The sequence below is a fragment of the Pontibacter ruber genome, assembly GCF_023630205.1.
GTDB lineage: Bacteria > Bacteroidota > Bacteroidia > Cytophagales > Hymenobacteraceae > Pontibacter > Pontibacter ruber.
Window position 1 is genome coordinate 49,120 of record NZ_JALPRR010000001.1, and the last position, 12,696, is coordinate 61,815.

Below are 12,696 nucleotides of genomic sequence, written 5' to 3' on the forward strand. Positions count from 1 at the left end.
CAATCAACGAGGAGAAACGAAGATTAAAAAAAAAGCTGCATTTTTACAGCAAGTTGTAATCACAACACCTAACGGGAAGGCACTTTTTCCCGTATCTCCGTTCTTAGAAATCACATTCATTGAAAACAACAATGCTCTACAAACTGACTCTCAAAAACTGTGAAAAAACCGTAGTGGTAGACGACCACACCTACGAGTACATCCAAAAAAATGCGTACCTGCAGCAGATCGAATTCCTGAAGCACCTGCGCATCCACTCCAATGGGTACGCCTTCTTTCAGAAAAACTGGCCCCTGAAAAACGGAAAGTACCGCAACGAAACTATTTACCTGCACAAAATGATTGGGGAGCAGTTGCTGGAAAAACCTGAAAGCAACATCCGTCTCTACGTTCATTTCAAGAATGGCAACAAACTCGATTGCCGCCGCGAAAACCTGGAATGGGCACCGCTCTGCAAAATTGTTCGTAACACCTCCAAAACCGAAAACAAACTTGGCGTGCGTGGTGTGCATAAAGAAGCGCAGAAATACCGGGCGATCATCCACCACAACAAGCAGCGCATCAACCTGGGTACCTTCGAAACACTGCAGGAAGCAGCGCTTGCCTACAGCAAAAAGTCCGAAGAGCTTTTTGGTAAAACCAAGAGCCTGAAAACTCTTACCAAGTATGTAGAAGAACTTACCTGATTCTTCTTATACTTGCAGGGGCGGCTATACTTTCCGTCCGAGACTTTTCATGAATACAGACAAAAAACTCAGCGAGATCCTGGGAAGGAACGCGCATGCCTTTGCGCCGGTGTTTGACACCGACCTAAGTGCCGATAACGTGTGCCTCCTGGATTTTACGGCAGCCAACACAAGGCTGCAGCATACCGACCTGCGCGACACCGCAGCCTTTGATGAGGCCGTACAACACATGCTGGCCGAAAAGCAAGCTACCATTGGCGTGGGTGGTTACCTGGAGAACCGCGCTGTCTATAGCCGCAGTACCCATTTCAACGGTGCCGCGCAAAACCGGAGCCTGCACCTGGGAGTGGATGTGTGGCTTGAGGCGGGAACGGAAGTATACGCTCCGCTGGATGGAGTGGTGCACAGCTTTCAGGATAACGCAAACTTCGGCGACTATGGCCCGACCATCATCCTGCAACACGAGTTGGAGGGGGTAACCTTTTATACCTTGTACGGCCACCTGAGCCGGACTTCGTTGGAAGGCTTAACAGTTGGAAAGTACATTAGTAAAGGGGAAGTAATTGCCACCGTAGGGCCGTACCCGGAAAATGGCGACTGGCCGCCGCACCTGCACTTCCAGGTGATGGCCGATATGGAAGGACGCTCCGGCGACTTTCCGGGTGTGGCTGCTACAGCAGAAAAAGAGCGTTACAGGCTCCTTTGCCCGAACCCGAACCTGATTTTGCAGAGCCGCCACCTGCCCCTGTAGTTGTCTATACTTAGATTTTTGACCATATTTGGCTCCGGCGCATACTTGCAAGTATGCGCCGGAGCCATTTAAATTTTGTCAGTTATTCAATCCCCATGTTTGATCTCCTTGATTTTGAACGTTACGGCACTACCATTACCAACTTTGTGATGGTGTATGGCATGCGGCTGGTATCAGCAGTGCTCACCCTGCTTATTGGCCTCTGGGTGATCAACCGCCTCAACAAGCTCATCTACAACCTGATGGTGAAAAAGGAGGTGGACATTTCGTTGCGCCCTTTCCTGGCCAACCTGCTGGCCATCGTGTTCCGCATCCTGCTCATCGTACTGGTAATCGCGCAATTGGGTGTTGAGATGACCTCTTTCATAGCCGTGCTGGGTTCTGCCGGTCTTGCCATTGGCCTGGCGCTGCAGGGCAGCCTCTCCAACTTTGCCGGCGGCGTGCTCATACTTACCATCAAGCCCTTCCGGGTGGGCGATTATATTGAAGCACAGGGGCAGGCGGGTACCGTGCGCGTGATCAACATTTTCAACACCGTGATCAAAACAGCCGATAACAAAACGATCTACATGCCCAACGGCCCGCTGGCTTCGAGTGTGGTGGTGAATTACTCGGTAGAGAAGACCAGAAGGGTAGAGCTCCTTTTTACGGTAGGGCTAAACAATGACATCGGGTTGGTGCGCCAGATCCTGCAGCAACAAATAGCCGGTGACGCACGCGTGTTGCCGGACCCCGCGCCTGTCATTGTAGTGACAAACCTTGCTGAAAGCTCCCTGACCCTAAGTATGCGCCTGTGGGCAAACAAAGACGATTACTGGAACCTGTACTGGGGCCTGAATGAAAAAGTAAAAGCTGCCTTTGACCAGCACAACATTGCCCGAAAGTAACGCTGGCAAGTATAAAGCATAAAGCGGCAGCACCTGATGGAGGTGCTGCCGCTTTATGCTTTAAAGATATACTTATTTAACTGTTAGTCGAACTTGATGGCTTTTACCGGTTTGATGCGGGCAATCATGGCGGCAGGTATAAGTATAGCCAGCATGGTCAGCACCAGCGTGATCAGATTCAGTGCAATGATGATCCCGAAATTCCAGCTGATCGGTACGGTGTTCATGTAGTAATTCTCCGGGTCCAGCGGAATGAGTTTGAAGTAGTACTGCACGGCGCAGAAGCCAAGCCCGATCAGGTTACCCCAGAACATACCGATCAGGGTAAGGCGCAGGCCACGAAAATAAAACACCTGCCGTATCTGTCGGTCGGTGGCTCCAATAGCTTTCAGCACCCCAATCATGTTGATGCGCTCGATGATCATGATAAACACCGTCGATACCATGTTAAAGGTTGCCACAAAGATGATGAGCACCAGGAAAATGATCACGTTCTTGCGCAGCAGCTTCAGCCAATCGAACAGCTGCGCGTGCCGGTCGGTGATCTTCTCGAGCTGCAAGTCATAGTTCATCTTATCGAACACCTGGTCGGCCACCACATCTATCTGGTCAAAATCTTTCAGCACCACTTCAACGCCCCCTACCAGCGTATCGGGCCAGCCATTCAGCTCCCGAATGAGCTTCAGATCACCCATCACGAACACTTCGTCAAACTCCTCCAGCCCGGTATTGAAGATACCTGATACTTTTAGTTTGCGTGCCCGGGGCGGTTGCTGGATAAAATAAAATATCGCCTCGTCGCCTACTTTTAACCGGAGTTTGTTGGCAATGCGGCGGCTCAGCATCACGTCTTTGGAAGATGCCGTATCGTTGAAAGAGATCAGTTTACCCGCATCCAGGTTCTTTTGCATGGCACTCAGGTCGTAGTCTTTCGAAACACCTTTCAGCACCACGCCCAGCACTTCATCCTCTGTTTTGATGATGGCTGTTTTGCGGGCAAAAGGCTGGATATGCAGAATGCCCGGTATATCGTCGGTGCTGTTGATGCCGGTAGACGTGCTGATCGGAGCTCCTTCAAAAGAGTTGTTCGTATCGTACTTGCTGATTTGCAGGTGCGCCCCAAAACTGAAAATCTTGGCCCTGATCTCGTTGCGGAAGCCTTCCAGGATAGCAAAAGACACAATCATGATAGCAATGCCCGCAGCTATGCTTATAATTGCTATTTTTGTAACCGACGACGTAAACGAGCCGGACTGTACTTCGGATATCTTTCGTGATATATACTTGGAGATGTTCACTCGCTTGCTTCTAAACCGCCTTAAAGATAGGTATGAAATTTGAATTCCACTCTATTACGATGACACAGCCTCTAGTTATACTTTACTCCGCCTTGTTGCTCAGCATGAGCAGTTGTGCCCCGAAACAGGCCGCCACCACACCTGTTCAGCCAGAAACTACTGCTCCACAAACTGCTGCAACACCGGCCGAGACATCCGAAGCCAAACCGTTGATGACCGGTGCCAGCCAGATACAAAAGTATTTGCCTATGCTGAAGGGCAAGCGTGTAGGATTGGTTGTTAACCAGACTTCTACGATCGAAAACACACACCTTGTGGATTCGCTGGTGAGCCTGGGCGTAAAGATCCATACCATATTTGCGCCGGAGCATGGTTTCCGGGGCGATGCGGATGCCGGAGCGCAGATAAAGGATTCGAAAGATATTAAGACCGGTCTGCCGATCATTTCCCTTTATGGTAAAAACAAAAAGCCACTCCCGGAGCAGATCCAGAACCTCGATATACTGGTATTCGACATTCAGGATGTAGGCACACGGTTTTATACCTACATCAGCACGATGCACTACGTGATGGAAGCCTGTGCCGAGAACAACAAGCCGCTGCTGATCCTGGACCGGCCTAACCCGAACGGGCATTATGTAGATGGCCCGGTACTGGAGCCGGAGTATAAATCCTTTGTAGGCATGCACCCGATCCCGATCGTACACGGCCTTACCGTGGGTGAACTGGCCAACATGATCAACGGGGAGAAATGGCTGGAAGGCCAGCACAAGTGCGATGTTACCGTAATTCCGGTTGCCAACTACACGCACCAGACCGCTTATGACCTGCCGGTAAAGCCATCTCCTAATTTGCCAAACGCACAGGCAATTGCCCTATACCCTTCCATCTGTTTCTTTGAAGGTACTACTGTGAGCGTTGGCCGCGGCACCCCTACTCCTTTCCAGGTGATCGGCAGCCCGTACTACAAGTATAAAGACTTCTCCTTTGTTCCGGTAAGCACGCCTGGAGCCACCGACCCGCCCTTCAAAGGACAGCGATGCTATGGCAAAGACCTGACGGACCCTTCTACGGCGCAACCGTTTACCCTGGCTTATCTGCTGGATATGTACCAGAACTCAACTAACCAGGACAAGTTCTTCAACAGCTTCTTCGAAAAGCTGGCAGGTACCGCTACACTGCGCGAGCAGGTAAAGGCCGGGAAAACGGAAACAGAGATTCGGGCAAGCTGGGAGCCTGCCCTGTCCAAGTATAAATCGCTTCGCAAGCAGTACTTACTATACCCTGATTTTGAATAAGACCATGCCAAGAGATTTGCGCATCGTGTTTATGGGTACGCCGGATTTTGCCGTGCCTACCCTGCAGATACTTGTAGAGCATAAGTATAATGTCGTAGCCGTGATCACGGCACCGGACAAACCGGCTGGCCGCGGGCAGAAGATTCAGCAGTCGCCGGTAAAGGAGTATGCCGTGTCGCAGCACATTCCGGTGCTGCAACCTACCAACCTGAAATCAGAGGCATTTCTGGAAGAGCTGCGTAGTTATCAGGCCAACCTGCAGATCATTGTGGCCTTCCGCATGTTGCCGGAGGTAGTATGGGCGATGCCGGAGCTTGGCTCTTTCAACATACATGCTTCGCTGCTGCCGCAGTACCGCGGTGCCGCTCCTATCAACTGGGCCATCATCAACGGCGAGAAAGAGACAGGCGTCACCTCCTTTTTCCTCAAACACGAGATCGATACTGGTGATCTGATCTTTCAGGAGCGCGTGCCGATTCTGGAGAAGGATGATTTTGGCAGCCTGTATGAGAAACTAAAGTATGAAGGCGCTAAGCTTGCTTTAAGAACGGTGCAGGCGATCGAGCGCGACGAAGTACATCCGCAACCGCAGCAACTTACCGCCGAAACCAAACACGCGCCTAAGATTTTCAAAGACACCTGCGAGATCAACTGGAACCAGCCAGCGGAGCAGGTACGCAACTTTATCCGCGGCCTCTCTCCTTACCCGGCCGCCTGGACCCGTCTCGAAAGCAAGACCTTTAAGATCTTTAAAGTAGAAGCACTGGATAATGCCGCTTATACTTTAGAGCCCGGACAGGTGCAGACCAACAACAAAACCTTCCTGCACGTGCAAACGGCTGCCGGAGTCATTTCCATACTTGACCTGCAGATGGAAGGCAAAAAGCGCATGCTGGTACAGGATTTCCTGAGAGGTTATACTTTTAACGCATAAGCCGATGATCTCTATCGTAGTAGCCATCGCCGACAACAACGTTATCGGGAAAGACAACCAACTGATCTGGCACCTGCCTGCCGACCTGCGCCATTTCAAGCAGAAGACCATGGGCCATCCCATGATCATGGGTCGCAAGACGTTTGATTCGATTGGCAAGCCGCTGCCGGGCCGCACCACCATCATCGTTACCCGCCAGGAGGATTATACAGCCGAGGGCTGTCTAGTGGCACATTCGATACAGGAAGCCCTTGAAAAAGCAAAAGAGCTGGACCCACAGGTAAGCATTATTGGCGGAGCAGAAATCTACAAGCAGGCGCTTCCGTTTGTCGATGTTATCTACCTCACCCGCGTGCACCATACGTTCGATGGCGATACGTTTTTCCCGGAGCTAAACGAGGCGGAATGGGAGCAAATATCTGCCGCCCCTCACGAGCCGGACGAAAAAAATAAGTACCCTTATACCTTCATAGAGCTTCGACGCAAGCCAAGGTAAACAAAAAAAGGAGCACAAGTATGTGCTCCTTTTTTATTGCTATCTATACTTCTAGCGCAGGATGTACAGCTTGCCATAGCCGTTCTTGAAGGCTTTGTCGCCTTTCTTCCACATGTGCTGCATCTTCTCTTCTTCCTGCGTCATCACCACGCGGTACAGGTACACGCCGTTGGCCAGCTTGTCGCCGTAGGTATCGGTACCATCCCAGGCATACGCTGTTTTGTTATTGCCTATGCGCAGCGGCCCCATCTCTTCCTTCATGATCTCCTTCACCACCTTACCTGTTATGGTCAGGATCTGGATCTTCATGTTCTGCGGTATGGTGCTGCCCGTTAGCGTAAAGATAAACTGCGTCTTGGTAGAGAACGGATTCGGGAACGGGTAGAAGTTGGTGATCTTCGACTCATTTTCCACCATAAAGTTGATCCGGTACGGCGAAATACCCGATGCTTTGCCAACCACATCGCGTGCTCTCACTTCTAATGTATAGTTACCATTCTCCAGTCGCTCCGGTTTATACTCCAGTTTAAAGTCATTCTTCTCATCTGCCGGGTAGAAACGCACCTCCTGCGGATTGTCCATCAGGGAAATCTCGTGTTCTTCTTCCCCATTGATCAGAATAACAGACATGGTAGACGGATCTTTCAGGAAGTCGTGCTTGTTCTCGTCTTTCACGGTGATGCTGATCAGCGGGCTTGGCGACACCAGCTCCCCATCCATGATGTGCACCCCATCAAAGGCTACGTCCAGCACCGGGTGCAGCTTTGCATTTACCCTGAATGGAACCTCATAAATGTTGTTATGGTATTGCTGCTCCGCCTGCACCCGCGGGTTCACAAAGAGGCTTAGCCTGTAGTTACCGTCAAACGTTCTGGTTGGCATGCTGTAGTTGAAGTAAGCCGTTTGGTTGCCCTGCAATGGCGCAATCTTGAACCGGGACACAGTAGGCTGCAGGCCATCGCCTGATACGGTTACTTCTACAACAATAGAATCTTTAAAGGCAATGGAGGTAATATTCTGGAATGCCATCGGCACGGTTATACTTCCTCTTGAGGCCTGCTCCGAGAGAATCTCTTCGCTCACCTTCACCAGGTCAGGTCTGATCACACCCTCCGGAACAGCCTCGTAGTATACCATCCACTGCTTCAGCTGCGGGGCAGTGCGGTTCTCTGTGTCAGAAACAGATGCTTTCAACTGCAATGTCGGATACTGCTTGGCATCTACTCCGGACAGATCGTAGGATTTACCTGATACCTGCTCCACCAGCGTCTGCTCCTCGCCTTCTGCATTGATACCGATCACACTCAACGTATAAGCATCATTTCCGCTACCCTGGCGCTCGATGTTGTGGTGCAATGTACCCCAACTCTGCGCCGGACCGATCAAAGTAGAAGTGATAGAGCCTTCCACCTGATTTGCCTGAAGGGTCTTCTTCAGCACTATACTTTGAAGCTCAGCAGGTGTTTCATTAGTAGCCACAGCAGTTACTTCAATAGCAGTTCCTGGGGCCGCTCCTTTCTGCCCTACTATTGCAAAAGGATATCCGGTCTGTAAATCATCAATGATTCTAGAACCGATTCCCTTAAAGGCAGCTTTTAATTCCGGTAAAAAGGTATTGAATGGCACCTTATTTACTGAGACCGCTATAACATAATAATTATCAGGAATAGACTCAAGAAACTTCTGTGCCCTTGCCTGATTTATTGTGTTATTCATATCACCAAATTCAAATACATGAGGTTGAGCCGTACAGCCAATTTGATCCGGAATGGAAGTCACCGCTGTCAGATCAAGATTGTTGTACACAATAAAATACATCCTGGCTGTAGAAGTACCTATAAAGTTTCCGCATGCGTTCTGTAGTTCCGATGCACCATTAATGAAGATGCCATAAGGAGGTTGTGTATAACGGTTATTGCCACCACCACCTAAAGTGCGAATCTCTAGGTTAAGGAAGATCTTGTTAAAATTCCACTGAACACCTTCTTCTTTCACTTCGATATTGCGCAGTGAGTTCTTAGCAAACTGCCCTCCGTGGCTCTGCGACCAACCGTTTGAACCGCCTTTGATATATCGGAAAGAACTTTCTGCCCAAACGGTGTCCTCCCCAGTGGCATAGGTCTCAAAGCGGGCTCTCCAGTAAAACACTGTGCTATCTGCGCCTGACTGAACAAGTGGTAATGCTACCTTCCAAGTTGGAAGCACCTCGCCTGTATTACTCAGGTATGTTTTCTTAAGAGGCGATTTAAATGTAAGTGTCGTATCAAGCTCAAAGTATACACGCCGCTGATCAGCCTGCAGTTGTGTGGATTGTGCCACCACGTTTATTTTCTCTTCATTTACAATTCCAAATCGCATCGGAGACAAAGCCATTAAGCCAGCACTTGGGAAAAAGTACTGGAAACGGGCTATGTTATTATTTTCCTGTAGCTCATCTATACTTTCAGTGTTGTCCAACATCACCTCAAAATTGTTGATACCCATGGCTGCTACTCCTTTATTATCTATAGGAATCAACAGTGTATCTTGGTAGAATATCGGAGCAACTTTGATAGAAGTAGTAAGAGTGGTCGTATTATCGGCCAGCGTTCGTTTCACCGAAACATTAATGGAGTCTGTTATAGCCTTACCTAAATTTTTAACAGCAGCCCTAATCAGGAAAGATTCTGCGGTTGCAGTTATAGTGCCTCCGTTAGTGGAAACTATACTTGGTACACTTGTCTCAAACAGATAATCAGGCTTAGAGGGTGAATATAGTTTTACAGCAGGATCACCCTGCAATGCCATACACAAAGCCATTACGATGATATTCTCTGATGTATTAGCTGCTAATACATCTTTTATTACTTCTTGCTGAATGAGGCCGATCGATTTTCCATAATACTCAGGGTCTTGAAAAGCAGTTAAATAAAAATTAGTTGAATACCTGTCCAAGTAAGTAGTATAACCAATTTCAGTATGTGCGATAAATCCTATTGCCCCCTTATCTGGTGTTTTCAGCCAATCTTCCCCAAATGAATTGTAAACAGCGGTAAAAGCATTTCCTGACCCACATCCATTCATGAGGATAAAAGGATATTTCCCTTTGTTATTATATCCATTAACTGCACTCGATGCTAATCCAATATCTAAATCGCTTGTAGAAGATGAGCTATGTCCGAAAAAGGTAATCAGCGATACACCGGTATTCACCTCTTCGGCAATATTGATATTCTCAACAACCTCACTTACATTCTGTCGATACTTTTCCTTTACATTGGCACCTAACAATGGTCCTTCAGCAATTTGCTTATATCGTTTCAAGTAACTGGTGAAGAGATTGATCTCGCTGTTGGTCATACCTCCGCCTAGTTGCAGAATGGTTTTCTGCCATTCTTGTCCAAGATTTACAGCTTCCGCTTCTTTAACTTTGTTTAGGTAATTAATAACTTCTTGGGCGCTGACTACAGATAAACGGCCAACAGGCACTTCAGGAACATAATTCGAATTAGTAAAATCAGCAGTGAAGAAAAGATCGGAGGCAGGTACAATTCCTGTTGGGATCAGATCCAATCCTCTCATATCCTTTGACCTGCGATAACCTGCACCATAATATTCACGCCCCTTACCAATAATAAACAAGCTTTTACCTCTTGGTGAGGACCCCATAAACTTCATAAACCGCCTGATGGCATTGGAAGAGAAGTCGCCGTAATGAAATTGGTCAATAACCAAATCAACAGGCATAACCAAGGTATCATAACCACCCCCGGCAGCAGATGCACGGTAAGCGGCATACTCTTGCGGCGCAGGCAAGCCGGCACTCCCCACACGCTGCATCAGCTTTTTGTGAGTTATAACGATGTAATTATGTGCTGCTGGCTGAATATTTCGGAAAACAACACGTTCAGCAGGTTTTACAGTAAATACTTTTGCTGTGTTGGCCAACAATATTCTTCTGGTTTGATTACCTGAAGCAGCATGTGAAAGTACGAAGCCCTTTCTGTTGGTAGCATTAACATGCCCTTCTAGCCTCATTATTTGGCCTTGGTCTGTTATATCGTAGGCAACCACTGTGCCAGGTGCACCGGCAAACTCATAATAGTGGTTTGAGGCTTTAGTTGTGTCTGTATAGAAGAATAAATTTGTACCAGAGAAGATGCTCCTCTGGTTATAGTATACTTTATAGTAGGTTATACTTACACGATCTGGTGCTCCATTTGGAATACTGTTTTTAGGCGTGAGTCTTATTTTCAGGTTTGTATTCAGCTCTGTGGGCTCTAATGCATATCGATATGTCCTAAACTCATAGGCATTAAACTGCACTTCATCTAGAACACGAACAGATCCGCTAGGAGCTACAACTGCTATTTCAACCTTATGTTGTGCTGCGCTTTGCCCTGCAAGTGTTAATTCTAATGTAGGCTTAATACCTGTTGCATCGATGTTTGTAAGCCCGCTAATGGTATAATCCCTCTGTGTCGAGGTTTCAAAAGAGTAAAACCCTTCTCCTTCATCTAACCAAGGCAGCCTATTCTCACCATAGAATTTAAAGGCATAGAAATTATCTGTAAAAGGCCTTACTATCTTCTGAAGCACGTTAGGTTGAGCTGTTAAGCCATCTTTTGCAGGATTTACCACATGCATACGCTTTCCACCTGCTGGAGAGAAGGTTAAAAAGTATGTTGCAGTATCAGTATACACGCTGTAGAGCTGGTGAGGTTGATGAGCCGGATTCTTGTATAACTCACTATCCAATTCTCCATTATTCCGTTCCCCATAAAATTCTAGATAGTCCTGAGCATCCAGTCTACCATCATCTTCACCTGCCACATAGATGGATACTTCCTTGCCTCTTCTAAAAAGCTGCAACTCTTTTGGATTGACACCTGAAAGGCCTAAGCTATCAAGATAACTATAGCCTAGCCGGTGCAATCCATTGTTAACGACCTTGATCTTATAATAGGTCTGGGAATAGTTGATCCACTCGTTGCCGTACACGGTTTGTGCCTGTGTGGTGTTCAAAGCACTAAAACCTAACAGCATAAAAAACGCCAGCAAAAAGCGTCTGCTAATAGTAGAAATATTCATTGGCTGTTCAGCTAAACAGTTAAGTCTAATTAAAGGAATATCCGAGTGAAACGATCACGGAAGTAGTGTTGCCTGCAGAAACGGCATTGCTTTCTTTGTCATTAACCTTCGACAAAGCCAGGTCGAGGTGCAGCCCGCTTGTCTGGAAGCCTACCCCAAAGTTTGGCTGCATGCGCTTGGTGGTGCCGCCGTCGAAGTTCTTCGTCTCCTGGTAGTTGTTAAATCCTCCGCGTACAAACACCGTGTTGGCATAGGCCAGCTCCAGCCCTACATGCGGGTCGAGGGACACGACATCCGTTTTAAGCAGTACATTGCGCTTGCCATCGAAAGTAAAGTCAAGGTCTGTGGCTACAAGAGCTAATAATTTGTCAGTAAAGGTGAAGCTCTTACCAACACCGAGCACCAGGCGGGGCAGGGTAAGCTCAGCAGAGTTTTCCGGGAGCTCGTTGCCTGTTTGCAGGTATGCCTCTTCCAGTGCTTCTACGTTATGCGACCAGGCAGTGAACGTAGTAGTAATGTCTTTTGCCATCAGGCCAAATTGCCAGGAGCCCCGCTCCAGCTGAGCACCGGCATCTATCCCAAAGCCCCAGGCATTGGCAAACTCCCCTACGTTACGGTAAATGATCTTAGCATTGGCACCCAAACGCAGCCCCTCGATCAGGTTGCTTTTACGGGCATAAGAAAGCAGCATGGCATAATCAGCCACAGAGAAGAACCGGATGCTGTCGTACTGGATGTAACCAAATTCGTTCTGCAGGCGGCGGGTATCGGCAATATCATCAACGCCCAACCGGATAATGGAAACTGCCAGTGCGCTGCTCGAATCCAGCGGCATGGCAAAGCTGCCGAAATCATTTTTGGCAATGCCGGCAAACAGCTCGGAGTGCATAAGCGCGATGTTATACTTGTTGGGCAGGCGAAGCAGTCCGGCAGGGTTCCAGTAACCGGCTGTGGCATCGTTAACGATCGCTGCCTGCACGTTGCCCATACCCAAAGCACGGGCTCCTGCACCTATATTGAGAAATTCATTGCTATACTTAGGAGTGGAAACCTGCGCCACAGCACCAGACCAACAAAATAGCAACATAGCCCCCGCTATGCACCGCAGTATACTTTTTATCATACAAACCAGGTATAGATCCGCAAAATCAACTTAGCTGAAAACCTCTCTGACAGCACTTCTACAACTCCTAACCTCCTTAACCTTAAACAGGTGCAAGTTGCACATCAAACATTACTTCTTTTTAAGGAGTTGCCTGCTTCAGAAAATTATTCA

At 48.2% G+C, this 12,696-nt stretch carries 9 protein-coding genes; 6 read left to right on the forward strand and 3 right to left on the reverse strand.

Annotation, left to right across the window (positions count from 1 at the left end):
• Positions 1-131: 131 nt before the first annotated feature.
• From MJ611_RS00235 to MJ611_RS00245, 3 genes are all read left to right on the forward strand, one after another.
• A complete protein-coding gene (locus MJ611_RS00235; protein ID WP_250427340.1) occupies positions 132-686 on the forward strand; it encodes an HNH endonuclease in 555 nt (184 codons plus the stop codon).
• Between the two features lie 49 nt (positions 687-735).
• Entirely contained in the window at positions 736-1,437 is a 702-nt protein-coding gene (locus MJ611_RS00240) for a peptidoglycan DD-metalloendopeptidase family protein (protein WP_250427341.1), read from the forward strand.
• 95 nt (positions 1,438-1,532) lie between these two features.
• The gene (locus tag MJ611_RS00245) at positions 1,533-2,324 is read left to right on the forward strand and encodes a mechanosensitive ion channel family protein (RefSeq protein WP_250427342.1); all 792 of its coding nucleotides are present in this window, start codon (positions 1,533-1,535) and stop codon (positions 2,322-2,324) included.
• Positions 2,325-2,407: 83 nt separating this feature from the next.
• Here MJ611_RS00245 and MJ611_RS20595 read toward each other — a convergent pair whose 3' ends face one another.
• On the reverse strand, positions 2,408-3,622 hold the full coding sequence (locus tag MJ611_RS20595; protein ID WP_250427343.1) for an ABC transporter permease: 1,215 nt from the start codon (positions 3,620-3,622) through the stop codon (positions 2,408-2,410).
• A gap of 32 nt (positions 3,623-3,654) precedes the next feature.
• Between MJ611_RS20595 and MJ611_RS00255 the strand changes: the two genes are divergently transcribed.
• Genes MJ611_RS00255 through MJ611_RS00265 form a run of 3 tightly spaced genes read left to right on the forward strand, consistent with a single transcriptional unit; the run spans position 3,655 to position 6,350 of the window.
• Positions 3,655-4,920 carry an exo-beta-N-acetylmuramidase NamZ family protein gene (locus MJ611_RS00255; RefSeq protein ID WP_250427344.1) on the forward strand — a complete coding sequence of 422 codons (1,266 nt, stop codon included), beginning with the start codon at positions 3,655-3,657 and terminating at the stop codon, positions 4,918-4,920.
• 4 nt (positions 4,921-4,924) lie between these two features.
• On the forward strand, positions 4,925-5,854 hold the full coding sequence (gene fmt, locus MJ611_RS00260; protein ID WP_250427345.1) for a methionyl-tRNA formyltransferase: 930 nt from the start codon (positions 4,925-4,927) through the stop codon (positions 5,852-5,854).
• A 4-nt stretch (positions 5,855-5,858) separates the two neighbouring features.
• Positions 5,859-6,350: a dihydrofolate reductase gene (locus MJ611_RS00265; protein WP_250427346.1), complete on the forward strand. Its 492-nt coding sequence runs from the start codon at positions 5,859-5,861 to the stop codon at positions 6,348-6,350.
• Between the two features lie 51 nt (positions 6,351-6,401).
• On the opposite strand, the gene porU2 is transcribed toward MJ611_RS00265, so the two are convergent.
• Positions 6,402-11,420 (reverse strand): putative type IX secretion system sortase PorU2, encoded by a 5,019-nt coding sequence (porU2, locus tag MJ611_RS00270; RefSeq protein WP_377495392.1) that lies wholly within the window; start codon positions 11,418-11,420, stop codon positions 6,402-6,404.
• Between the two features lie 25 nt (positions 11,421-11,445).
• Complete coding sequence (locus MJ611_RS00275; protein WP_449580841.1) at positions 11,446-12,543, reverse strand: putative type IX sorting system protein PorV2; 1,098 nt, start codon at positions 12,541-12,543, stop codon at positions 11,446-11,448.
• Positions 12,544-12,696: the final 153 nt, after the last annotated feature.